21 protein-coding genes, 2 tRNA genes and 1 pseudogene are annotated in these 23,203 nt (G+C 70.1%); 9 read left to right on the top strand and 15 right to left on the bottom strand.

Going from position 1 to position 23,203, the window contains the following annotated elements; all coding sequences use genetic code 11:
• Positions 1 to 29: 29 nt before the first annotated feature.
• Both recJ and AVJ23_RS13130 read left to right on the top strand, forming a co-directional pair.
• Positions 30 to 1,772, top strand: a complete 1,743-nt coding sequence (gene recJ, locus AVJ23_RS13135) for a single-stranded-DNA-specific exonuclease RecJ (RefSeq protein WP_058862659.1) — start codon at positions 30 to 32, stop codon at positions 1,770 to 1,772.
• Positions 1,773 to 1,929: 157 nt separating this feature from the next.
• Positions 1,930 to 2,004, top strand: a tRNA-Glu gene (locus AVJ23_RS13130).
• A gap of 358 nt (positions 2,005 to 2,362) precedes the next feature.
• Here AVJ23_RS13130 and AVJ23_RS13125 read toward each other — a convergent pair.
• Positions 2,363 to 2,791 (bottom strand): MerR family transcriptional regulator, encoded by a 429-nt coding sequence (locus tag AVJ23_RS13125; protein WP_058862658.1) that lies wholly within the window; start codon positions 2,789 to 2,791, stop codon positions 2,363 to 2,365.
• Between the two features lie 122 nt (positions 2,792 to 2,913).
• On the opposite strand from AVJ23_RS13125, the gene AVJ23_RS13120 reads away from it, so the two are divergent.
• Positions 2,914 to 5,160, top strand: a complete 2,247-nt coding sequence (locus AVJ23_RS13120) for a heavy metal translocating P-type ATPase (protein WP_058862657.1) — start codon at positions 2,914 to 2,916, stop codon at positions 5,158 to 5,160.
• Between the two features lie 11 nt (positions 5,161 to 5,171).
• Positions 5,172 to 5,651 (top strand): DUF411 domain-containing protein, encoded by a 480-nt coding sequence (locus AVJ23_RS13115; protein ID WP_058862656.1) that lies wholly within the window; start codon positions 5,172 to 5,174, stop codon positions 5,649 to 5,651.
• A gap of 12 nt (positions 5,652 to 5,663) precedes the next feature.
• On the opposite strand, the gene AVJ23_RS13110 is transcribed toward AVJ23_RS13115, so the two are convergent.
• Both AVJ23_RS13110 and AVJ23_RS13105 read right to left on the bottom strand, forming a co-directional pair.
• Positions 5,664 to 8,195 carry a cation:proton antiporter gene (locus AVJ23_RS13110; protein ID WP_058862655.1) on the bottom strand — a complete coding sequence of 844 codons (2,532 nt, stop codon included), beginning with the start codon at positions 8,193 to 8,195 and terminating at the stop codon, positions 5,664 to 5,666.
• Positions 8,196 to 8,313: 118 nt separating this feature from the next.
• Complete coding sequence (locus tag AVJ23_RS13105; protein ID WP_058862654.1) at positions 8,314 to 9,786, bottom strand: L-lactate permease; 1,473 nt, start codon at positions 9,784 to 9,786, stop codon at positions 8,314 to 8,316.
• A 262-nt stretch (positions 9,787 to 10,048) separates the two neighbouring features.
• On the opposite strand from AVJ23_RS13105, the gene AVJ23_RS13100 reads away from it, so the two are divergent.
• Both AVJ23_RS13100 and AVJ23_RS13095 read left to right on the top strand, forming a co-directional pair.
• Positions 10,049 to 10,321, top strand: coding sequence for a hypothetical protein (locus AVJ23_RS13100; protein WP_058862653.1), 273 nt, complete (start codon positions 10,049 to 10,051; stop codon positions 10,319 to 10,321).
• Complete coding sequence (locus AVJ23_RS13095) at positions 10,318 to 11,283, top strand: universal stress protein (RefSeq protein ID WP_058862652.1); 966 nt, start codon at positions 10,318 to 10,320, stop codon at positions 11,281 to 11,283. Before AVJ23_RS13100 ends, AVJ23_RS13095 begins: the two co-directional genes overlap by 4 nt.
• 254 nt (positions 11,284 to 11,537) lie before the next feature.
• Here AVJ23_RS13095 and hemN read toward each other — a convergent pair whose 3' ends face one another.
• The 8 genes and pseudogenes from hemN to AVJ23_RS13060 form a co-directional block, all read right to left on the bottom strand.
• Complete coding sequence (gene hemN / locus AVJ23_RS13090; protein ID WP_058862651.1) at positions 11,538 to 12,893, bottom strand: oxygen-independent coproporphyrinogen III oxidase; 1,356 nt, start codon at positions 12,891 to 12,893, stop codon at positions 11,538 to 11,540.
• An 85-nt stretch (positions 12,894 to 12,978) separates the two neighbouring features.
• The gene (locus tag AVJ23_RS13085; RefSeq protein ID WP_058862650.1) at positions 12,979 to 13,197 is read right to left on the bottom strand and encodes a hypothetical protein; all 219 of its coding nucleotides are present in this window, start codon (positions 13,195 to 13,197) and stop codon (positions 12,979 to 12,981) included.
• On the bottom strand, positions 13,194 to 13,376 hold the full coding sequence (locus AVJ23_RS13080) for a hypothetical protein (protein ID WP_058862649.1): 183 nt from the start codon (positions 13,374 to 13,376) through the stop codon (positions 13,194 to 13,196). Before AVJ23_RS13080 ends, AVJ23_RS13085 begins: the two co-directional genes overlap by 4 nt.
• A 1-nt stretch (position 13,377) precedes the next feature.
• Positions 13,378 to 15,255 carry a nitric oxide reductase activation protein NorD gene (locus AVJ23_RS13075; protein WP_058862648.1) on the bottom strand — a complete coding sequence of 626 codons (1,878 nt, stop codon included), beginning with the start codon at positions 15,253 to 15,255 and terminating at the stop codon, positions 13,378 to 13,380.
• 5 nt (positions 15,256 to 15,260) lie between these two features.
• A complete protein-coding gene (locus AVJ23_RS23350; RefSeq protein WP_240484647.1) occupies positions 15,261 to 15,509 on the bottom strand; it encodes a CbbQ/NirQ/NorQ domain-containing protein in 249 nt (82 codons plus the stop codon).
• 111 nt (positions 15,510 to 15,620) lie between these two features.
• Positions 15,621 to 15,910 (bottom strand): annotated as a pseudogene (locus tag AVJ23_RS23345) (AAA family ATPase); the annotation flags it as partial.
• Positions 15,911 to 16,057: 147 nt separating this feature from the next.
• Complete coding sequence (locus AVJ23_RS13065) at positions 16,058 to 17,401, bottom strand: cbb3-type cytochrome c oxidase subunit I (RefSeq protein ID WP_058862647.1); 1,344 nt, start codon at positions 17,399 to 17,401, stop codon at positions 16,058 to 16,060.
• 73 nt (positions 17,402 to 17,474) lie between these two features.
• Positions 17,475 to 17,927 (bottom strand): c-type cytochrome, encoded by a 453-nt coding sequence (locus AVJ23_RS13060; RefSeq protein ID WP_058862646.1) that lies wholly within the window; start codon positions 17,925 to 17,927, stop codon positions 17,475 to 17,477.
• Positions 17,928 to 18,052: 125 nt separating this feature from the next.
• Between AVJ23_RS13060 and AVJ23_RS13055 the strand changes: the two genes are divergently transcribed.
• On the top strand, positions 18,053 to 18,298 hold the full coding sequence (locus tag AVJ23_RS13055; RefSeq protein ID WP_058862645.1) for a hypothetical protein: 246 nt from the start codon (positions 18,053 to 18,055) through the stop codon (positions 18,296 to 18,298).
• Here the strand turns inward: AVJ23_RS13055 and AVJ23_RS13050 are convergent.
• Positions 18,270 to 18,974 (bottom strand): Crp/Fnr family transcriptional regulator, encoded by a 705-nt coding sequence (locus tag AVJ23_RS13050; RefSeq protein ID WP_058862644.1) that lies wholly within the window; start codon positions 18,972 to 18,974, stop codon positions 18,270 to 18,272. The two genes, AVJ23_RS13055 and AVJ23_RS13050, sit on opposite strands and share 29 nt — an antisense overlap.
• A 102-nt stretch (positions 18,975 to 19,076) precedes the next feature.
• Here AVJ23_RS13050 and AVJ23_RS13045 point away from each other — a divergent pair, with 102 nt between their 5' ends.
• Positions 19,077 to 19,505 (top strand): pseudoazurin, encoded by a 429-nt coding sequence (locus AVJ23_RS13045; RefSeq protein WP_058862643.1) that lies wholly within the window; start codon positions 19,077 to 19,079, stop codon positions 19,503 to 19,505.
• A 333-nt stretch (positions 19,506 to 19,838) separates the two neighbouring features.
• Here the strand turns inward: AVJ23_RS13045 and AVJ23_RS13040 are convergent.
• Positions 19,839 to 19,915 (bottom strand) — tRNA-Arg (locus AVJ23_RS13040).
• 79 nt (positions 19,916 to 19,994) lie between these two features.
• Positions 19,995 to 20,876, bottom strand: coding sequence for a hypothetical protein (locus tag AVJ23_RS13035; RefSeq protein WP_058862642.1), 882 nt, complete (start codon positions 20,874 to 20,876; stop codon positions 19,995 to 19,997).
• Positions 20,877 to 20,961: 85 nt separating this feature from the next.
• Here AVJ23_RS13035 and AVJ23_RS13030 point away from each other — a divergent pair, with 85 nt between their 5' ends.
• Positions 20,962 to 22,608, top strand: a complete 1,647-nt coding sequence (locus tag AVJ23_RS13030; RefSeq protein WP_058862641.1) for an ABC transporter permease — start codon at positions 20,962 to 20,964, stop codon at positions 22,606 to 22,608.
• A 14-nt stretch (positions 22,609 to 22,622) separates the two neighbouring features.
• Here the strand turns inward: AVJ23_RS13030 and AVJ23_RS13025 are convergent, their stop codons facing one another.
• Positions 22,623 to 23,138, bottom strand: coding sequence for a P-loop nucleotide/nucleoside kinase family protein (locus AVJ23_RS13025; protein WP_058862640.1), 516 nt, complete (start codon positions 23,136 to 23,138; stop codon positions 22,623 to 22,625).
• Positions 23,139 to 23,203 lie beyond the last annotated feature (65 nt).

Here is a 23,203-nt window from a genome sequence, read left to right as displayed (position 1 = left end):
TACGCGCGCCACGGGGGCGCAGCCCTGACGTGAGCTATCTCGGCGTCGCGCGCTCCCTGACCGGGCGGCGCTGGGTCGGACCCGGCGCCGAGACCGAACGCCAGGCCGAGGCCATGGTGCAGCGCACCGGTCTCGCACGGCCGCTCTGCGCCGTGCTGGCCCGGCTGGGCGTCCCCCCCGAAGAGACCGAGGGCTTCCTCGAGCCCCGCCTGCGCGACCTGCTGCCCGACCCGCGCGCCCTGCGCGACATGGAGCCGGCCGCGGCGCGGCTGCTGCGGGCCGTGGGGGCGCGCGAACGCATCGCCATCTTTGCCGATTACGACGTGGATGGTGGCGCCTCGGCGGCGTTGCTGCTGGACTGGCTGCGCCGGATGGGGCGCGAGGCGACGCTCTACATCCCCGACCGCATCGACGAGGGCTATGGCCCCAACGTGCCGGCCATGCGCGACCTGGCCGCGCGGCACGACCTGATCATCTGCGTCGATTGCGGCACGCTCTCGCATGAGCCCATCGACGCCGCGCAGGGCGCCGACGTGATCGTGCTGGACCACCACCTCGGCAGCGAGACGCTGCCCGACTGCGTGGCCGTGGTGAACCCCAACCGGCAGGACGAGGACGGCACGCTGGGCCATCTCTGCGCTGCCGCGGTGGTCTTTCTCGTGCTGGTCGAGGCCGGGCGCCAGCTGCGCGAGGCGGGCACGCGCGGCCCCGACCTGATGGCGCTGCTGGATCTCGTGGCGCTGGCCACCGTGGCCGATGTCGCACCGCTGAAGGGCGTGAACCGCGCGCTGGTGCGGCAGGGGCTGAAGGTGATGGCCGGCCGCGCCCGGCCGGGCCTTGTGGCGCTGGCCGACGTGGCGCGGCTCGACACCGCGCCGTCCTCCTACCACCTGGGCTATGTGCTGGGCCCGCGCGTGAATGCCGGCGGCCGCATCGGGCAGGCCGATCTGGGTGCGCGGCTATTGGCCTGTACAAGCCCGCACGAGGCCGATGCCATGGCGCAGCGCCTTGATCAGCTGAACACCGAGCGGCGCGAGATCGAGACCGCGGTGCGCGAGGCCGCGCTGGCGCAGGCCGAGACACGCGGGCTGAACGCGCCGCTGGTCTGGGCCGCGGGCGAGGGCTGGCACCCGGGGGTCGTCGGCATCGTGGCCTCGCGCCTCAAGGAGATGACCAACCGCCCGGCTATCGTGATCGGGCTGGACGGGGCCGAGGGCAAGGGCTCGGGCCGCTCCATCGCCGGGGTCGATCTGGGCGCCAGCATCCAGAAACTGGCTTTCGAGGGATTGCTGCTGAAGGGTGGTGGCCACCGCATGGCGGCCGGGCTGACCGTGGCGCGCGACGCGCTGGAGCCCGCCATGGAACGCCTCGCCGCGCTGCTCGAAAAACAGGGCGCGGGGCAGGGCGGGGCGGCCGACCTGCGGCTGGACGGCATGCTGATGCCCGGCGCCGCCACGGCCGAGCTGATCGACCAGCTGGAGCGCGCGGGCCCGTATGGGCAGGGTGCGCCGGGTCCACGTTTTGTGCTGCCCGACATGCGCATCGCCTATGCGCGGCAGGTCGGCTCGGGCCACCTGAAGATCGCCTGCGATGACGGGCTGGGCGCCCGGCTGGACGGGATCAGCTTCGGCGCCTTCGACACCCCGCTGGGACAGGCGCTGGCCGAACATGGCGGCGCGCGATTCCACCTGGCCGGACGGCTCGAGATCAATGAATGGGGCGGCCGCCGCGCCCCCCAGCTCCGCCTCGACGACGCCGCCCCGGCCGGGTGAGGGCAGTTCCGCTAACCCGCTGATCTCAATGCGCGATCCGTGCAGGCGGGGCGGTCTGGAGCCCCGTTGGAAAAAATCCCGACCCGCAGGAAAAAACCTCGATTTTCCGCTTGCAAGGCCCGCGCGGATTCCATAAACACCCGCTCACAGAGCAGCTGGCCCGTTCGTCTATCGGTTAGGACGCCAGGTTTTCAACCTGGAAAGAGGGGTTCGATTCCCCTACGGGCTGCCACTTTCCTCTGAATGTTCTTCAAGATCAGCCAGCGATACTGACAGTCCTATTTCTTTGTGTAGGGTGCACAGATCCTCTGTGGTTCGACACCGCTTTGGCGCCATGCTGCCGCCCTTTGGCTTCGGATTGAATCCCACGTTAGAGGGTTTTCCCTGACAACAGATACGGTCCATGTCGCGGCTCTTCATGCTACCGGTCGCGTCAATCGGTGTGTTGGGTACAAGGCTCTCACTGCCTCGCACGTGGTCGACGGTTTTCCAACTTGGAAGAAACGTCGAATGCCTCGCCAACCAGGCAAAGCCATACCAAATGGGACCTGCACCCGGCCAGCGCAACGTCCGCCAGCCCCGAAACCGCCTCACCGCTCCGGCGGTGCGTGGTCGGCGAGGCATTCGGTGTGGTCGCGCAGGACTTCGAGGATGCGGCAGTCGGCGACGCGGTCGGTGCGGCATTCGGAGATCATGCGTCGCAGCTCGCGGCGCAGCGACTCGAGCCGTGCGATGCGGGCCTCCACCTCCTTCAGCTGGCGCTGCGCCACCGCGTCGACCTGCGCGCAGGAGCGCTCGGGGCTGTCGGACAGCTCCAGCAGTTCGCGGATCGCCTCGAGCGAGAAGCCCAGCTCGCGCGAGTGGCGGATGAAGGCCAAGCGGTCCTGCGCGGCCGTGTCGTAGCGCCGCTGCCCGCCCTCGGTCCGCTCGGGCGGGGACATCAGGCCGATCTGCTCGTAGTAGCGGATCGTCTGCACCTTGGTGCCGGTGCGCCTGCCGAGGGCGCCGATGGTCAGCATGTCGTCTCTCTCCAGATCGCGAGGCGCCCTTTGCAGCGGATCCCGTGCCGGCGGGGCTTGAACCTACAGTCGCTGTAGCTCCTATATCTGTCGCCTGGCCGGGAATCGCAATGGAGAGTGACATGGCGGCACAAGGCACAGCGAAGCGGAACTGGCGCGTCACGGGCATGGATTGCGGCGCTTGCGCGGCCAAGGTGCGGGGCGCGGTCGCCCGGCTGCCCGGCGTCTCCGATGTGGACGTCGCCTTCATGGCCGAGCGTCTGCGCCTGACGCTGGACGAGGCGCAGACCTCGCCCGCGCAGGTCGAGGCGGCGGTGCGGAGCGTGGGCTTCGGCATCGCGCCCAAGGGCGCCCGGCCCGAGCGGCCACCCGGCGGGTTCGTCCTGCCCGATGACGCGCTTGACCCCGAACCGGAGGTGCCCGAGCCGCCCCAGGCCGCACCCCGCTGGCATGACACGCCGAAGGGCCGGCTTGTGCTGGGCACCGGTCTGCTGCTGGCGGCGGCCTGGGGGGCAGACCTGGTGCTGCCGGGCGGGCTTGCGCATTGGGCCTTTGTGCTGGCCACGCTGATCGGGCTGGCGCCGGTGGCGCGGCGGGCGCTGGCCATGGCGCGGGCGCGCATGCCCTTCACGATCGAGATGCTGATGACCATTGCGGCCAGCGGGGCGCTGGTGATCGGCGCGCCGGAAGAGGCGGCGCTGGTCGTCTTCCTCTTTGCCGTGGGCGAGCTGCTGGAGGGGATCTCGGCCGGCAAGGCGCGCGACGGCATCCGCGCGCTGTCCCGCCTCGTGCCCCGCACCGCGCGGCTGGAACAGGGCGGGGCCACGCGCGAAGTGCCGGCCGACAGGCTGCAGGTGGGGCAGGTCGTGCAGGTCCGCCCCGGTGACCGCGTGCCCTGTGACGGGCAGGTGATCGAGGGCCGCTCGGGCGTCGATGAAAGCCCGGTGACGGGCGAGAGCGTGCAGAGCTTCAAGGGGCCGGGCGCCGAGGTCTTTGCCGGGTCGATCAATGCCGAGGCGCTGCTGCGCGTGCGCGTCACCCGGCCGGCGGCGGACAACACGATCGCGCGCATCGTGCGGCTGGTCGAAGAGGCCGAAAGCGCGCGCGCCCCGACCGAGCGGTTCATCGACCGGTTCAGCCGGATCTACATGCCCGCCGTGGTGGGGGCGGCGCTGCTGGTGGCGGTGGTGCCGCCACTGGCCTTCGGGCTGGACTGGGGCGAATGGATCTACCGCGCGCTGGCGCTGCTGCTGATCGGCTGCCCCTGCGCGCTGGTGATCTCGGTGCCGGCCGCGATCACCGCCGCCCTGTCGACCGGGGCGCGCCACGGGTTGCTGATGAAGGGCGGCGCAGTGATCGAGGCGGCTGCGCGGACGACCCATGTCGCCTTCGACAAGACCGGAACGCTGACCCTCGGGCGCCCGCGCGTGACCGACCTGCACGTGCAGCGCTGCACCGAGGCGGCACTGCTGGCAATTGCGGCCGGGGTGGAGAGCGGGGCGAGCCACCCGCTGGCCCGCGCGATCTGTGCCGAGGCGGACCGGCGCGGTATCGCAGCGGCGCCGGCCAGTGGCGCGCGGGCCCTTCCGGGGCTGGGGGCCGAGGCGGAGATCGACGGGGTGACGATCCGCATCGGCGCGCCGCGCCTGGCGGAGGGGCGTGGCCCAGTCGATCCGGCGTTTCAGGCCCGTGTCGCCGCGCTGGAGGCCGAGGGCAAGACCGTGGTCATCCTGCAGCGCGCGGGCAGGGCAGAGGGGCTGATCGCGTTGCGTGACGAGCCGCGCGCGGATGCGGCCGAGGGCGTGGCGCAGCTGCGTGCGATGGGGCTCGCGCCGGTCATGCTGACGGGCGACAACCCGCGCACCGCTGCCGCTATCGCGGAGGGGCTGGGGATCGCGCATCGCGCGCAGCTGATGCCCGAAGACAAGGTTGCCGCGATCCGCAACTTGTCGGCAGGGGCACGGGTGATGATGATCGGCGACGGGATCAACGACGCGCCCGCGCTGGCCGCCGCGCATGTGGGCGTTGCCATGGGCTCGGGCACGGATGTCGCGCTCGAGACCGCGGATGCGGCGATCCTGCGCGACCGCGTGACCGACGTGGCGGGCCAGATCCGGCTGGCACGTGCGACCATGGCCAATATCCGCCAGAACATCGCCATCGCGCTGGGGCTCAAGGCGGTCTTTCTCGTCACCACGCTGTTCGGTATCACGGGATTGTGGATCGCGATCCTCGCCGATACCGGCGCCACCGTGCTGGTCACGCTGAACGCGCTGCGCCTGCTGGTCTTCCGTCCGGAGGGACCGGGGAAGGCAGCGCGCCAGGCACCGCAACCGGCCGGACGCGCAACACCATCCGTTTCGACCTGAAAGGAGCGACCATGACCCTGACACGCCGCAAATTGCTGGCCTGCGCCGCGGGCTTTGCCGCCACCATGCCCGCCGCCATGCCCGCCGTCGTGCAGGCCCGAACCGGTCCCGCGGTCCACGTGCTGAAGGATCCGGATTGCGGCTGCTGTGCCGCCTGGATCGATATCCTGCGCCGTGACGGCTTTGCCGTGACCAGCGCGCCCAGCTCACCCGCGCGCCTGATGCGCCACAAGCGGGCAAGCGGCATCCCGGCGAACATGGTCTCGTGCCATACCGGGCAGGTCGCGGGCTACATGATCGAGGGCCACGTGCCGGCCGCCGACATCCGGCGCCTGCTGGCCGAGCGGCCCGACGCGGTGGGCCTTGCCGTGCCCGGCATGCCCTATGGCTCGCCCGGCATGGGCCCCGAGACCGCGCGCGAGGCCTATGACGTCTTCCTGATCCGAAGGGATGGCCGCGCGGAGGTCTTCAACCGCTACCCGGCCGCCTGAGCCAGGCCGGTCTCAGGGCGCCTTCTCGGCCACCAGGCTGTCGCCCGTGCCGTCGAACAGGTCGTCGGGCGCGATGCCGCGTTTCTCGGCGCTGGCCCGCACCGCCTTCTGCAGCGCCTTGCTGCGGTTGAGCAGGCGGCGGAAGCGTGCCTCGTCCAGCACCAAGAGCGTCGAGGGGGCGATGGCGCGGACCTCGACCCGGCGGGGGCGGCGCATCAGCACCGCCATCTGGCCGAACATCTCGCCCCGGCCCATGCGCCAGGTCTGGCCGGCGGTCTCGAGTTCCACCGCGCCCGAGGCGATGAAGAACACGCTGCGCACCGGGCTGTCCTTCTGCAGGATCACGTCGCCCGCGTTGACATAGCGGGTGTCGAGCGCCCGGCCCAGCCGCCGGATCCGCGCCGCGTCGAGATCGGCAAAGAGCGGGAACTGCCGCACCAGCTCGGCCCGCTGCAGCGCGATGTCGAGGCGGGGGCGGTCCTCGGCCGCCGCCCGGCGCGCGGTCAGGTCCTGCATCAGCGCGGTATAGACCTCGGCGCCGATCAGCCCGTCCTCGCGCATCATGTTGTATTCGCGCTCTTCCAGCCGCAGCGCGGTGCGCCGGATGAAGCGGCGCTCGAGCTCCTCGGCATAGCCGGGATATTGCAGCCGCAACCCTTTCAGCGCGGTCTCGACCGCTTCCAGCCGCCGCGCCAGCAATTCGTGCAGCAGCTCGGCCACGCGGCGGCCGTGGATGCGCCGGATGCGCCCGTCGATGAAGGTGCCGAGATCGCGCAGGATCAGCCGCTGCGACAGCAGCAGCTCGAACCGGTCGGCGGTGAGCCGCGCCAGCGGGTGCGGAATGCCCAGCCGGCTGTTGAGCAGCACCGCCGCCCGGAACACGCGCCCGTAGGCGACGCTGCGCCGGGCCGCGCGCTGGTAGCCGCTGCGCCCCTGGCTGCGGGTGCCCTCGATCAGCCGGTCGGCATCCGACAGCACCTGTTCGGCCATGCGCGCCGAGATCGTCCTTTCGCGCACGCGGGCGAGGATCGCGTCGCGCTCGTGCCCCGCCAGCGCGATCAGGCCCAGCGTGACCCGGTCGCGGTCGAGGATGTCCTCGCTCTCCTCGGCCGATTTCACCGCCGCCTCCAGCCGCTCGCCGAAGCGCTTGGCCTCGGAGCGCACGGTGTCGCGGTTGAGCTCGTAATTCTCGGTGGTGCGGGCCACGTCCTCGCGCACGGTCTGCAGGGCGACGGCGACCACCTGCCGCGACAGCGCCTCGTCGAGGGGCGACAGCCGGTCCAGCCCCAGCCGGGTGATCACCCAGCGCAGCGTGCTGCCCTGCACGATCAGAGTGAAGAGGGTGAAGCCGGTGGCCAAGATGCCCACCACGCGCTGCACGTCATCGGGCACCCGGAAGCTCTCGGTCACGGCCAGCGCCAGCGCCAGCGTGACCGCGCCGCGCAGACCGCCCCAGACGATGGCCACGCGGTAGGGCCGCTCGACCGCGGGCGACAGCTTCAGCCGTGTCAGCAGAGGCAGCAGCCCGAACAGGATCACCGCCCGGGCCGAGATCGCGGCAAGGATCACCACGCCCACCAGCAGGAAATCCTCCAGCCGCACCGATTCCAGCAGCCGCGGGATCAGCAGCGCGGCCAGGATGAAGATCAGCGCCCCGGCCCAATGCGCCAGCACCTCCCAGAGTTCGCGCAGGTTGGTCCAGGCCTGCGGCGGCAGCCGGCCCGGCCCGGTCAGGTTCAGCGTCAGCCCCGCCGCCACAACCGCGATCACGCCCGAGGCGCCGATGCTCTGCTCGGCCCCGATATAGGCCAGGTAGGGCAGCGCGACCGAGATCGAGATCTGCGCCAGCTCGTGCCGGTTGAACAGCGCCATCAGCCGCACCGCCAGCCGCGCCGCCAGCCAGCCCACCAGCGCGCCGCCCGCGATCAGCACTGGGAAGCGGGCCAGCGCCTCGCCCAGGTCGGGATCGGGCACGCCCAGCATCACGAAGCCCATGAAGAGGCCGAACAGCGCGATGGCGGCAGCGTCGTTCAGCAGGCTCTCGCCTTCGATGATCCGGGCCAGCCGGCGCGGCGCGGCGAGCGAGCGGAAGATCGTGACGACAGCCGACGGGTCCGTGGTCGACACGATCGCGCCGACCAGCAGGCAGGCGGTCAGCGGCAGGGCGCTGGTCCAGGACAGCGCATAGCCGACGCTGAAGGTCGCCACCACGACGGCCACCACGGCCAGCACGAGGATCGGCACCCAGTCATCCAGCATCCGGCGCAGGTTCATCCCCAGCGTCGCCTGGAAGAGCAGCGTCGGCAGGAAGACATAGAGAAAGACGTTGGACCGGATCGGCAGCCCCAGGATCGCCTCGGCCACCGGGTTCAGCGCGTCCGTCAGCTCGGTGCGCAGGAAGAAGATCGCCCCCGCCCCGATCAGGATGCCGAGCAGGGCGAGGATCACGCTGTAGGGCACGCGCAGCCGCGCCGCCAGCGGCTCGGCCGCGCCGATCACCAGGAAGAGCGACGCGATGACGGTGGTGATGAGAACGATGTCCATTCCGCTGCTTTACCCCGCTTTCCCGCCCGGGGAAATCGGCAGCACCGCGCAAACCCGCCGGATCGACGCCTTTCCGTCCCGCCCGCGCGCGGGGCGGGCAGTTGGCGATGTCGGGCGCTCAGAGCAGGGGCAGCGTGGCCAGGATGGCGGCGCCGCCCAGCAGGCCGTAGAGCAGGCAGGGCAGCACGGTGCGGGTCAGCACCTCGCCCTCGCGCCCGGTCAGCCCGACCGTGGCGCTGCCGGCGATGATGTTGTGCGGCGCGATGATGTTGCCGATGGCCGCGCCGAAGCCCTGCGCCGCCACCAGCGGCGCGGCCGGGTGGCCCAGCCGTGCCGCGGTGTCCAGCTGCAGCTCGGTGAACAGGATGTTGGAGGCCGTGGCCGAGCCGGTGATGAAGGTGCCCAGCACGCCGACGAAGGGGGCCACCAGCGGCCAGGCCGCTCCGATCCCGGCGGCGGCATTGGCCAGCGTGGCGATCATCCCGGCATGCACCATCAGCCGCGACAGCGCCAGCATCACCAGCAGCGCCAGCGCGACCGGCACCAGCCGGGCCAGCGCCGCGCGCAGCGACGCCCCCAGCAGACCGGCCCGCCCGGTCGCAAGCGCGCCGAGGCAGAGCCCGAGGGCCAGCATGGTGCCGGGATGGTAGAGCGGCTGGACCGCGCCGGAAAAGCGCCCCGCCAGCTGCCAGTCCAGCGACAGCCCCGACAGCAGCGCCTGCAGCGGGCCCACCAGCCGCGTCAGCAGGACCAGCGCGAGGATCACCATGTAGGGGGCGAGGTCCCGCAGCAGCGCCCCGGCGTCCAGCTGCCCGCCCCTCTGCCGCGGCAGCAGCGCCACGAAGACCGCCGCGCCGATCAGCGCCCCGGCCAGCGTGGGCAGCTCGGGCCCGATCAGCGCGGCCAGCGCGACCGAGGGCAGGGCGAAACAGGCCGCGGCCAGCGCCGTCCAGCCGATGTCGCGCAGCGAGAGCGGCCCGCTGGCCGCCAGCCGCACCATGATCGTCAGCAGGAGCGGGCCGCAGAGCGCGTGCAGCGCCGCGGTGGCCAGGGCAAGCCCGCGGGGATCGAGGCCGGAAACCTCCAGCTGGGCCAGCGCCGGCGTGCCCACCGCGCCGAAGGAGACGCCCGCGGCATGGCCCAGCAGCGCCAGCACGATGGCGCGCAGCGGCGCGTAGCCCAGCCCCACCAGCAGCGGCGCGGCCAGCGCCACGGGGGTGCCGAACCCGGCCGCACCCTCCATGAACAGGCCGAAGAACCAGGCGATCAGGATCGCCTGCAGGCGCCGGTCATCGGTCAGCGAGGCCAGCGTGTCCTTGATCCGCGCGATCGCGCCGGCGCGTTTCTGGAACTCGTAGATCGCCAGCGCGGGCAGGATGATCCACAGGATCGTCAGGGTGGAATGGCCGGCCTCGGCCGCGACGCCGCCCAGCAGGGCCGGGGCGGTGATGCCCGCTCCGGCAAAGGCCGTCAGCGCCAGTACCAGGGCCAGGACCAGCCCCGCGAGCCCCGCCACCACGGCCGAGCGCCGCATCAGCCCCATCGCCACGAGGATCACCGCAAGCGGCGTGGCGGCCAGAAGCGCCTGCATCGGGCTCAGCCCCCGCGCCCGGGCCGGGCGGGGCCGCAGATCGGTGTTCCTGTCGCGTCGCGCAAAGCCGTCTAATCTCCCGTTCCTGGCCGTATCGGCCCCGATCCTGCCGCCCCGGCGGGGCGCGGTGCAAGCGTTGACCAAGTTGTGACTTTGCATCCCGCAGTGAAATCGTCAACTTTTTGGCAGGGCGGCGGGCGGAGCGCGATGGGCACGGCACTCGAGAGCTACATCTTCTACGAGATCGCGGCGCTGGCTGGTGATGGCCGTGCCCGAGCATGACACCGGGCTGACCCATGACGACCCGCGCCAGGCGCTGCTGCGCGCGGTGCGGGCGCGCGGCTTTGCGGGCCGGATCGCGGTTGCCGCGCATCGCGAGGCCACGGCGGCGGCGCTGCAGGCGGCGCGTGCCGATCTCGTCCTGATGCCCTATCGCGATGCGGCCCGGGCGGCCGCCCGGATGATCTCGGGCGCGGCCGGCGCGCCCGGGCCGCTCCTGCCCGATCCCGACGGCCAGAAGGAGTTGCCGACATGACGGTCCCGCCCCGCAAGATCCTGGTGATGGTCGAGGACGGCCCCGACCCGGTGGCGCTGGACAGCGCGCTGGCGCTGGCCGAGCGGCACGGCGCCGCGCTGGAGCCCGTGACCTGCGTCGAGCCGCCGCCCGACCTGCGCATCCTTGCCCGGCTGGCCGGCGAGGATCCCGAACGCCTGCTGGCCCTGCGGGTCGCGCAGGCGCGCGACAGGCTGCGCGAGCAGCTGGCCGCCCGGATGCCCGAGCCGCCGGCCGAGCCGCGCGTGCTGGTCGGCAAGGCCTATCTCGAGATCATCCGCCACGTGGCGCGCAGCGGCTGCGATTTCGTGGTCAAGACGGCCGAGCCGCTGTCCGGCGTCACCCGCTTCCTGCTGGCCAGCACCGACCAGCACCTGCTGCGCAAGTGCCCCTGCCCGGTCTGGCTGCAGACCGCCGGGGCCCCGCCGCGCCCGCGCCGCATCCTCGCGGCGGTGGATCTCGACCTGTCGGACGCGGCCGAACCCGACACGCTGGCCGATCTGAACCGCCGCGTGGTCGCCACCGCCCGGCAGGTGGCCGCGGCCGACGGGGCCGAGGTCACCGTGCTGCATGCCTGGGACGCGGTGGGCGAGGGGATGCTCTGGGCCTTCTCGGGGGGCGATGATGCGCGCATGTCCGTCGACCGCTATGTCAACGAGATCCTCGGCGCCCGCCAGGCCGCGATGGACCGGTTCCTGGCCACGCTCGACCCGGCCTCGGGTCCGCGGCTGGTGCCGCGCCGGGCGCGCGGCGCGCCCGAGACGGTGATCCGCGCGCAAAGCCGGGCGCCCGGCACCGACCTCGTGGTGATCGGCACCGTCGCGCGCACCGGGATGAGCGGCGTCTTCATCGGCAACACCGCCGAGAACATCATCAACAGCATCGAATGCCCCGTGCTCGCCGTGAAACCCGCCGGCTTCACCAGCCCCCTCCTGCGCGACTGAGGGCGGGGGCGGCGGGACGCAGCGTTTGACCTGCGAGAGGCTTTCGCGGGCATCGACGCGCCTGCCACGGCCTAAACGTCCCGCCTGTTTAAGGACTGTCACGCGGCACCGATCCTTGTCGATCGGTTCCCCCAGAATGCCATCGGTGCCGAAGGCTGGTAAGGCATCGGCCTTGGACGCCCCCAACCACCCGGCAAACCGGCCCCCGGGACCGGCCGGCGATCATGTCACCGCCAAGCCGGCCCCTTGCCCGGTCACGAGGCCTGACTGAAGCGCGCGCCTTCGGGGGCGTGGGCGTCGAACTGGCTGGCGATGATGCGGGTCAGGGCGCGGCCCTCGGGGCGGATCTCGACACTGTCGGGCGTGACCGCGACCATCTCGCCGAAACGCGCGGAGACGAGCGCGATCTCGGGGCGCAGGCTGTCGGCAAGGGCGCCGTGGGTGCCGCGCAGCGCGGCCAGGTCGAGCCGGAAATCGCACATGATCATCTCGATCGCGCGGGCGCGCAGCAGATCCTCGGCGCTCATCACGTGGCCACGCGCGGCCGCCAGCTGCCCGGCCTCGATGCGCTGGACATAGGCTGGCGTGGCCGCGGCGTTCTGGACGTAGCCCGTGGGCAGCCGCGAGATCGACGAGGCGCCGAGCCCGATCAGCGTGGCGCAATGGTCATCCACGTAGCCCTGGAAGTTGCGCCGCAGGTGGCCGCTGCGCGCGGCCTCGGCAAGCGCGTCGGTCGGGCGGGCGAAATGGTCGATGCCGATACTGTCGAACCCGGCCTGCCGGAACCGCGCCGCGGCCAGCTCGGCCAGGTAATAGCGGTCGAGCTCGCGCGGCAAGGCGGTCTCGTCGATCAGCTTCTGGCGCTTGGACATCCACGGCACATGGGCATAGCCGAAGAGCGCGATCCGGTCGGGCGCGAGGTCCAGCACCTTGGTTATCGTGTCATCCAGCCGCGCGTCATCCTGGTGCGGCAGCCCGTAGACGAGATCGGCGTTGAGCGAGCGGATGCCCGCGGCGCGCAGGTCGTCGACACAGGCGCGCGTCACCTCGAAGGGCTGGATCCGGCCGATCGCCTCCTGCACGACCGGGTCGAAATCCTGGATTCCGATGCTGGCGCGGGTCATGCCCTCCTCGGCCAGCGCCGCGATCTTGTCGCGATCCACCATTGTGGGGTCGATCTCGACCGAAAACTCCCAATCCGCGGTCGGCGGGATCACCGCCGTCACGGCCGACGCCAGCCGGTGGATCAGCGCGGGCGGCAGGATGGTGGGCGTGCCGCCGCCCCAATGCATCCGCCCCATGCGCAGGTCCGCTGGCAGGGTCTTGGCCAAGAGCGCCAGCTCCTGCTCCAGCGTGCCGATATAGGCCTCGACCGGGGTCAGGGTCGAGGTGCCCTGTGTGCGACAGGCGCAGAACCAGCACAGCCGCTCGCAGAAGGGGATGTGGATATAGACCGAGACCGGCTCGGCCGGGTCCAGTGCGGCCAGCGCGCGGGCCTGCGCCGCGGCGCCGATCTCGGGCGTGAAGACCGGCGCGGTGGGGTAGGAGGTGTAGCGGGGCACCCGGGCGTCGAAAAGGCCGAGGGTTCTGAGGCGGTCGATCTGTGTCATGGCCCCGGTATGGCCCCGTAGGACGATGCGGTCTTTGCGCCGGATCAAGCTTCGCGCGGTAAGCCCGCGCGGGGCGCTTGCCCGGTCACGCGCCGTCGGCCTTGTACATCAGCCGCCGGATGTGGCGGGCAAAGGCATAGGTGGCGGGCAAGCCGATCACCAACCCGCCAATCGCGGACTCGACCGGTGTCAGCACCGGCCAGCCCAGCCAGGACCAGATCAGCGAGGCGAAGAACAGGTTCACCCCCATCGCGCCGGCCCCGAACGGGTAGAGCGCGGCACAGAGACGCCACGAGGGTCTCATCGCCTGCTGACCAGCCATTGTACCGCCGCCAGAGCGACCAGCAGGCCGATGGAGCCGATGAGGAACCAGAACTCGGCCGTGTCGGTCTGCTGTTGCGGGATCGGCCGGGCAAAGGCCTCGGCCAAGGCGGGCCGGGGCAAGGCCGCGAGGCAAAGGGCGGCAAGGGGGATGCGTGTCATGTCAGCTCTCCATCGTGAGGGTCTGGTAGATGTCGGGCAGCGCCCGGGGCAGGCGCTCGGGACGGGGCAGCAGGGTGAACCCGGCGCGGCCGAAGATGCGCGCGAACCAGTCCTGCCCGTCGCGCTCCACGATCACGCCGTGCACCGCCTGGCCCGCGGCGCGGGCCTCGCGGACGGCCATGCGGCTGTCCTCGATCCCGTGGCTGCCCTCGTAAAGGTCAAGGTCGTTGGGCTTGCCGTCTGTGAGCACCAGCAGCAGGCGGCGTGTCGCGCCTTCCTCGGCCAACTGCGCCGAGACATGCCGGACCGCCGCGCCCAGCCGCGTGTAGTGACCCGGGACAAGCCCGCCGATCCGGGCGGTCACCTCGGCCGACATGGGCGTGTCGAAGGCCTTGGCGCGGTGCAGGAAGACCCGGTCGCGGCGCAGCGAGGAAAAGCCCCAGATGCCCAGCCGGTCGCCCGCCGTTTCGATGCCGCAGGCCAGTGCCGAGAGCGCCTCGCGCGCCACCTCGATCACCGAGCTGTCGCCGAGCGCGGCCTCGGTCGAGCGCGAGCAATCCATCAGGATCGCCACCGAGAGGTCGCGCGCCATGGGCCGGTTGGCTTGCCAGACGCGGTCGCTGCCCTCGTGGCCGCAGGCCAGGTCCGTGTGCGAGGTGACGACGGCATCGAGGTCCAGCTCGTCCCCGTCGATCTGCCGGGGCAGGATCACGCGGCGCGGATGCATCGGCGCGAACTGGCGCTTGACCAGGGCGACCAGCCTCGCATCGGGCGTGTAGCTGGCGCGTGGCAGTGCCTCGCGTTCCAGCACGCATGTGTGGTCCGGCATGTAGCTGCCGCTGCGTCGATTCCACTCGGGATAGGTGAAGCGGCCGGCGAGCCTTTCGTGCTCGGCATCCTGCGGAGACAGGTCCAGCGACAGGCGCAGCCGCGTCGCCGCGCGCTTGACATTCTGCGACAGGGTCAGGTGATCCTGGTCCTCGACCGCTTTGGCGGCGTTGCCCTGGTCGTCGTCATCCACCAGGCGATTGAGATTCAGGCTCTCGGCCCAGGACATGATGGATTCGAAGCGGTGGATGATGAAGCTGTCGCGCCGGTTGGCCTGCTCGCGCGCCTCGCGGCGGGCATCCTTGCGGGTGGGCATGGCGAGGGCGGCGCCGGGGCTCTGCGGCTCGTCCGCGGCGGGCCTGCCGCCGCGTGCGGGCGGGCGCAGGCGCGGCCAGATCGGTACCGGGGCAAAGCTGCGATAGCCGCGCGGGGCCGGGCCGGACAGGCAGTCGATGGCCTCCGAGGTGCCGGCCAGCGCGCCGAGGACCAGTCGTTCGACCCCCGCCTCGCAGCGCGGCAGTCCGGTGCGGCGGCGCGCCTGCACGATCAGCCGGCACAACGTTTCATGCGCGGCGCGCAGGCCGGGGCAGGCGGCATAGGCGCGGTCCGAGGCGGCGGCCAGCGCGGCGATCTCGGCCCGGTCGGCGGCCAGCGGGTCGGCGGCACGCTCCGGGATCTCGACGCAGGCGGCCAGCGCGGCCAGCCACAGATAGCAGGCCCGGTTCAACGCGCGGGTGGGAAAAGTGTCGATCACCGGGGGCAGGCGCAGCCGGTCGCCGTCGAAATCGGCAAGCTGCGCCTGTTCGCGCGGCGTGCCGATCCGGCGCAGCCGGTCGGGGCGATGATCCGAGCCCGCCAGCGGGGCAGGGGCGATCTCCACCCCCGCCGCGCCGCCGAGGGCCCGGAACACCGCCGCGACCGAGGGGCGGATCGCGGCCAGTTCGACCGCGCGAGCCGCGTCGCCCTCTGCCGCGCCCCAGCGCGAGGCGATGTCGTGCCAGAGATTGCCGACGGTCTCCTCCGGCTCCATAAGGTCGAGCACGTGCAGCATGGCGCTCACCCGTAGATCACGGCAGCAAGGTCGCGCAGCGCCTGCTGGGTATCGGGATCGTCGCTGAGCGGCGCGATGATGGCGGCCTCCAGAGCGCGTTCGACCGCCATGCCGCCGGCGATCATCGTGGCGGCATAGATCAGCAGCCGGGTCGACACGCCTTCCTCCAGATCGAGGCCCGACAGGGCGCGGATCCGGCCGGCCAGCCGCACCAGCGCGGTGGCGCGACCCTCGTCCAGTCCGCTTTCGCGCATCACTACGGGACGCTCGACCTCGGGGGAGGGGAAGTCGAACCCGATCGAGACGAAGCGCTGCCGGGTCGAGGGTTTCAGCTTTTTCAGGATGTTCTGGTAGCCGGGGTTGTAGCTGGCCACCAGCATGAAGGGATTGGGCGCCGCCAGTTCCTCACCCGTGCGGTCGATCACCAGGCGGCGCCGGTCGTCGGTCAGCGGGTGCAGGACAACGGTCACGTCCTTGCGCGCCTCGACCACCTCGTCGAGATAACAGAGCCGCCCTCGCGCACCGCGCGGGTCAGCGGCCCGTCGACCCAGACGGTCTCGCCGCCCTTCAGCAGGTAGCGCCCGATCAGGTCGGCGGCGCTCAGGTCGTCATGGCAGGCCACCGTGTGCAGCGGCAGGCCAAGACGGGCGGCCATGTGTTCGACAAAGCGCGTCTTGCCGCAGCCGGTGGGCCCCCTCAGAAGAAGGGGCAGACCGTTGGCATGGGCCGTCTCGAACACCGCGCATTCGTCGGATTGCGCGTGGTAGAAGGGCAGGTCGGGGGATTGAAGGTCTTTCATGGATCACTCTCCCGGTACGGCCACGGGGCCGGGTTTGACGACCTCGCGGCGCACCACGAGCATGGAGTAGATGAACAGCAGCGCGCCAAGGACAACGGCCACGCCCGAGCCGAAGCGCATCATGTAGAAGAGGCCAAGCTCGTCCTGAACCTGCATGTAGTAGTCGCCCACGATGCGCTGCATGTGCGTCTGAATCGTGCCGGCGAAGGTCAGCGTGAAGGTCATGAAGGCCATGCCACCGGTCATCAGCCAGAAGGACGCCATGTTCAGCACCTGGTTGTAGGGTTCGCGGCCCCGCAGGATCGGCATGGCATAGGTGAACATCGCGAGGTTCAGGGCGACATAGGCGCCGTAGAAGGCCAGGTGCCCATGCGCGGCGGTGATCTGTGTGCCATGCGTGTAGAAGTTCACTCCGTGCAGCGTGTGCAGGAAGCCCCAGACGCCGGCGCCGAAGAAGGCGACGGTGGAGGACCCCAGCGACCACAGCAGCGCGGCCTTGTTGGGATGGTTCTTGCGGCCCTTCCAGACCATCACGAAGGCGAAGGACATCATCGCGAAGAATGGCACCACCTCGAGCGTCGAGAAGACAGAGCCGATCCACTGCCAGTAGCCCGGCGTGCCGATCCAGTAGAAATGGTGCCCGGTGCCGAGGATGCCCGAGAAGAGCGCCGTGGCGACGATGACATAGAGCCATTTCTCGATCACCTCGCGGTCGACGCCGGTCAGCTTGAGCATCAGGAAGCCCAGGATCGCGGCCATGACCAGCTCCCAGGTCGCCTCGACCCAGAGATGCACGACCATCCACCAGTACATCTTGTCCAGGCTCAGGTTGTCGGGGTTGATGAAGGCGAAGACCCACAGCAGGCACAGCAGCCACAGCCCCATGAGCAGGATGTTGGTGATTGCCGTCTTGCGCCCCGCAAGGAAGGTCAGCGACACGTTCACCAGGAAGATGACCGCGGCCACCAGGATGCCGAATTTGACCCAGAGCGGCTGTTCGAGGAACTCGCGCCCGCCATGGATGCCCACCAGGTAGGAGCCGACGGCCCCCAGCGTGCCCACGACCAGGATCGCCAGCTGGAAATAGGCGAGCCTGACCGAGAAGATCTCGCGCTCGCTTTCCTCGGGGACGAGGTAATAGGCCGCGCCGAAGAAGCCCAGCAGCAGCCAGACGATCAGCGCGTTGGTGTGGATCATGCGCACGATGTTGAAGGGCAGAATCTCGGACAGGGTGTTGGGCGACACGTAGATCCAGCCCAGCAGCAGCCCGCCCAGCACCTGGATGCCGAACAGCGCCATGGCCGCCACGAAATAGGCATAGGCCACCTGTTGCGATTGATATTTCATGTCTCGGGTCTCACTCTTGTTGCGACGCGCGGCCATGCGCGGGGCAGCCCGCCCCGTCGGCCCGCGCGGGGGCTCAGCCGGCGTCGTTGGGCGGCCAGTTCTGGGTGTCGGTCTGGTCGGCCCAGCGCAGGAATTCGGACAGCGCCCGCATCTCTTCCTCGGTGATCTCGAAATGCGGCATCTGGCGGCGCCCCTCGATCCCCGAGGGTTGAGCCTGCATCCAGGCGTCCAGCATCTCGTAAGCCATCTCGGGCTCGTCCAGCACGCCCCAGCGCGTCATCACGTTGCCGACCTCGGGGGCGAAATAGGCGCCCTCGCCATGCAGCGTATGGCAGTTGATGCAGGAATGCCGTTCCCACACGTGCTTGCCATGGCGCACCGCGTCGCTCAGCTCCATGCCCGAGGTCGCGGTGCGCGTGATATGGCGGTGGCTGTCCGCCGTCAGGGCCACGAACACGACGACGAAGAATATGGATCCCCCGTAGAACACGTTCCTGGCCCGCGATTTGGTTAGTAATTCTGACATGTCGCGGTCCCGACGATCTGTTTCGGATACAAGATGTCTAGGACGCTCGGCGCGGCCGCTTTTTGTGCAAGCGCAAAGACGGGGGCGAAAGGGGCGCGCAGGATTGGTGCCAAAGGAGAGAGCCCATGCGCCGCCGACCGCCCCTTGACGATCCCGACCTGACGCTGGCCGATCTCTTTGCCGCTGCCCCCTGTGCCGCGCGCCCGTTCCTCGACCGCGGCATGCTGTGCCCCGGCTGCCCGGTCGCACCGTTCCACACGCTGGCCGATGCCGCGCGGGATTACGCGCTGGACGCGGACGGGTTTCGCAACGAGGTCGCCCGCGCGGTGCAGGCGGGGCACGTCACGGGCGGTCGTCCTGATCGGTACTGATCAGCATCAGCCGGTGAGGATCGGTCACCACGATGTGCCGGCGGCTCGATTCCACGATCCCGTCACGCTGCCAGCCCGAGAGCAGCCGGCTGACCGTGTGCAGCGTCGTGCCCGTCATGTCCGAGATGTTCTGTCGCGTGACCGGAAAGGCGATCTCGATGCCCCGGTCGGTCTTGCGCCCGCTCTGGTTGACCATGCGCAGCACCGCCGCGGCGACGCGCCGCTCGACCGCTTGGGTGGCCAGCTCGGTCAGCGTCTGCTGGATCTGGCCCAGCCGCGCGCCGAGCGTCCGGTAGCTTTCGCTGGCAAAGCCGTCGTAGCGCTCGGTGAAGACGGGCCAGAGACGTACCGGCCAGGACAGAACGATCGACTCCGCCGCGGTCATCGCCGTGGCGGGGTAGGTCTCGCGCTGCAGGGCCGGCGCGATGCCGAAGAGCTGTCCCGGCGAGATGTGCAGCACGATGATCTGGTCACCGCCCGGCGTGGTGCGGATCACCCGCAGGTAGCCGTCGAGCAGCAGGAAGAAGCGGTCGGCCTCGTGCCCTTCGCGGAAGATCGCCGTCTCGGCGTCGTAGCGGCGCACGGCGGCCTGGTAAAGGATCTCGCGGATCTGCGCGCGCCCGAGGCGCGAGAAGGGCGGCAGCCCGGTCAGAAGGCTTTCGTCAAGCTTGGGCAAGGTTTCCGCCGCGAGTTTGTTTCAGAGCAACGTCCTGCCCGGTCTCCTAGCCGAGAAGAGCGGCAGGTGAAACACGCGGACAAAGACGAAAGGACATTTGCGATGTTTGCAAGACCGATACTGACCGCCTGCCTGTGCCTCGCCGCCGGCATGGTCCCGGCCGAAACCTTCGAGATCCGGATGCTCAATCGCGGCGACGCGGGCGTTATGGTCTACGAGCCGGCTTTCGTGCGCGCCGCACCCGGCGATACCGTGCGCTTCGTGCCGACCGACAGCGGCCACAACGCCGAAAGCATCGACGGCATGCTGCCCGAGGGGGTCGAGGCGTTCCGATCCAGGTTCAACGACCCGTTCGAGCTGACCGTGACCGAGGAGGGGCTCTACGGCGTCAAGTGCACCCCGCATTACGGCATGGGCATGGTGGCGCTGATCCAGGTCGGCGCGCCGGTCAACCTCGACACCGCCGCCGAGGTCACCCATCGCGGCAAGGCAAAATCCCGCATGGCCGAGCTCATCGGGATGGTGGACTGACGCCCTCGGGCAGGGGCGACGGGCGGTGCTTGCGGCGTCGCCTGTTTGCCAAGCGAGAGCCTATGTCCCAAGCCAACAGCCCTTGCTGCCCGAAGCTACGTTTCTGCTGTTGATTTCGCCGTTTCGACATTTGCCTGCGGCCACGGTCCGGTTGTCGGCGCCGAGGCGAGCGCGGCGCTGGTTCTCATGGCCAAGCGACACCGCACGGGACACCCGTCGACGGCTCGGCGTGGCCTACGGGCGCATTGGGAACAGCGAAGCCCCCACCTGTCCCGCGCAGACACATTGACCCGGACGGCAGAGTAATGCGGTCAATCGGTAAACCATGGAGACTGGCGCACCCGATAGGATTCGAACCTATGGCCTCTGCCTTCGGAGGGCAGCGCTCTATCCAGCTGAGCTACGGGTGCAGTGTTTGTGCGTTTAGGGGAAAGCGGGCGGGGTCGCAAGACCCGAATCTGCGGGAACTGCCCTGCGGGCGCGCGGGGCTCAGGGCGTGATGACGGTGACGCCCTGCATGTGGTCGAGCTCGTAGAGGTCGTCATCGTAGAGCTCGGTCAGCATGTCGACATAGGCCTCGTCCCAGCCGGGCAGGTCGAGCTCCTCCTCGATCGCCTCCTCCAGCGCGTATTTGTCGAGAAAGGCCGCCATGACGCGGCGCTTCTGGCGCTCGTTGATGGTGGGGTTTTCCTTGAGGAAGGCGCGGAAGCGGCGCATGCCCTCGGGGCTGACGATCTGCTGGAACACGTCGAAGGCGCCGACGATCTTGCGCGTCATCTCGATGCCGGCCATGTCGCGGATGATCTGGCCCCAGATCAGCGGCGTGTCCTCGTTTGCCCAGAGCGTGATCGGCACGTCCGGGACCTCGGTCCGCAGCCGGCGGATCAGGTGCGACCAGCGGAAATGCATCGGGTCCACGCCGGACAGGAAGGTCTGGAAATCCTCGTGCGGGGTGGCGGCGAAGGCGGCGGGCAGGAAGGTGGCCGGATCGCGCAGCCCGAGATAGAGCTCGACATTGTCGCCGACAAAGATCTGCCGCAGCGCGGCCACCCGCGTCTCGGCGCGGCGATAGGCCAGCCCGCCGGCGAACATCAGCTTGGGCACCGAGAAGATGTTCTCGTGGCACAGCACCAGCCGGTCCACCGTCGCGGGATCGTCCTGCAGCATCGCGTCGAGCAGCACGCCGCGCGCCTCGGGGCTGGGCGTGCCCGCGCCGATCACGTTCAGCGTCTCGGAGAGCAGCTTGCGGAATTTCGACGGCCCCGGGATCGCCACGCCCTCGTGGCGCCACGTGTCGGCATTGCGCAGCAGGCATTTGAGGATCCTGTCCTCGTCGGTGCAATGCACGCCAGCGTGAAGAATGACCTGCATGAAACGGGCTTTCCGGGGTTTTTGTTGCCTCGGGGCTGCACTATAACCCTTATTTCAGCGAGGAAAACACCCGATAGGAGGCCCCATGGCCCTGTCCGAGCGCGTAACTCCCGGCATCGCTCTGCCCAGCCGCTGGTCTCTCGGGGCCATGGTGATCGCGGCGATCGTGGTGGCGCCGATCCTGTCGGTGCTGGGCATCGCTCTGTTCCCGCGCGAGAACATCTGGCCGCACCTGATCTCGACCACGCTGCCGCGCTACCTGTGGAACACGGCGATCCTGATGGGCGGGGTGGGTCTGCTGACCGCCTGCATGGGCACGGGCGCGGCCTGGATCGTGTCGCGCTACGAATTTCCCGGCCGGCGCTGGCTGGAATGGCTGCTGCTGCTGCCGCTGGGCGTGCCGGCCTATGTGGGCGCCTATGCGCTGGTCGATTTCCTCGAATATGCCGGGCCGGTGCAGGGTGCGCTGCGGGACCTCTTCGGCTGGCAGAGCGCGCGCGATTACTGGTTTCCCGAGATCCGCTCGATGGGCGCGGCGATCCTGGTGCTGTCGGCGGCGCTCTATCCTTACGTCTACCTGCTGGGCCGCGCGGCGTTCCGCGAGCAATCCGCCTCGGCCGACGAGGTGGCGCAATCGCTGGGCGCCGGCGCCTTCGGCCGGTTCTGGCGCGTGGGCCTGCCGCTGGCGCGCCCCGCCATCGCCGCGGGCGTGGCCATCGTGATGATGGAGACGGTGAACGATTTCGGCACGGTGGATTATTTCGCGGTGCAGACGCTGACAACCGGGATCTTCACCGTCTGGCTCGAGGCCAACAATGCCGGCGGTGCGGCGCAGATCGCCAGCGTGGTGCTGACGCTGGTGATCCTGCTGGTGATGATCGAGAAGCTGTCACGCCGCAAGATGCGCTTCTTCAACCTCTCCACCCGGTTCCGCCCCGTGGCGCGCCAGCCGCTGCCGGGCGGGGCCGGCTGGCTGGCCATGCTGGCCTGCCTGATCCCCTTCGCCGCCGGGTTCGTGCTGCCCACGGGCGTGATCCTGGCCCATGCGCTGGACAATGCCGAGAACTGGACCGATCCCGACCTGTGGGAGGCCGGGCTGAACACGCTCTTCGTCGGCGGCACGGCGGCGGTGGTGACCATGCTGGCGGCGGTGTTCCTCGTCTACGGGGTGCGCATCTCGGGGCGGCGCCTGCCGCGCCTGCTGATGCCGGTCACCACGATCGGCTATGCGGCGCCGGGCGCGGTGCTGGCGGTGGGGCTGCTGATCCCGCTGGCCGCGCTGGACAACGCCTTGGCAGACACGGTGCTGGGCTGGACCGGCTGGGATCCGGGGCTGATGCTGACCGGCACGGCCTTCGCGCTGATCCTGGCCTATTGCGTGCGTTTCTTCGCCATCGCGCAGGGCGCGGCGGATGCGGCGATGGGACGGGTCTCGCCCAACCTCGCTTTGGCCGCGCGCTCGCTGGGGCGCAACCAGGGGCAAGTGCTGACGGCGGTCTACTACCCGCTGATGCGCGGCACCATCGCCTCGGCACTGCTGCTGGTCTTCGTCGACTGCGTCAAGGAGCTGCCCGCCACGCTGCTGCTGCGGCCTTTCAACTATGACACGCTGGCCACCCGCGTGCATGAGCAGGCCTCGCTCGAACTGCTCGGCGAAGCCGCCCCGGCCGCCATCCTCGTGATCGGCGTCGGTCTGATGGCGGTCGGCCTGCTGGCCCGGGCCAACCGGTAGGGAACAGGCGGCGTTCAGCCGGCCGGCGCGGCGAAGCCTGCGGGCGTATGGATGACGATGTCAAAGCCCTCCGCCGCGGTCGGCCGGACGAAATGCCGTGTGACGGCATGGAATTGCGCGTCGCTGACCAAGAAAGGATGTGCGCCTGAGCGATTGCGTGCCTGCAGCCGCGCGAGGCAAACGTCATCCGGCACGTCGAGCAGGTGCAGCCTGTGGTTGGCCCCGGTGTCGGCGAGGATCCCGCGCATCCAGTTCCGTTGGCCGGGCGTGTTGGCAGGAAAATCGAGCACGACCGACAGACCGGCGCGCAGCAAAGCCGCAAGATGGGGTGCCATGACCTGCCGCAGGCGGGTCGAGCAGCGCACGTAATCCGCAAGCTCGTGCATCTCGTCGGGGTAGAGTGCGCTCAACCAGTCATCCTCGGCCACCGTGACCGTGGCAGGGGCCGCGCCAAGGAGGGCCGCCAGCGTGGATTTGCCCGAGGCGATCTTGCCGCACAGGATGTGCAAAGTGGGTGTCCCGTCCGTCATGGGTCGCCTCCCGAGATATCTGTTGCGAGCGGGTCTAGCACGGTGCAGCGCGCAAGGCCCACAAG

Source organism: Pseudoponticoccus marisrubri, from assembly GCF_001482405.1.
In the GTDB taxonomy this organism is placed as follows: domain Bacteria; phylum Pseudomonadota; class Alphaproteobacteria; order Rhodobacterales; family Rhodobacteraceae; genus Pseudoponticoccus; species Pseudoponticoccus marisrubri.
This window is presented reverse-complemented; position numbering and strand designations above follow the sequence as displayed.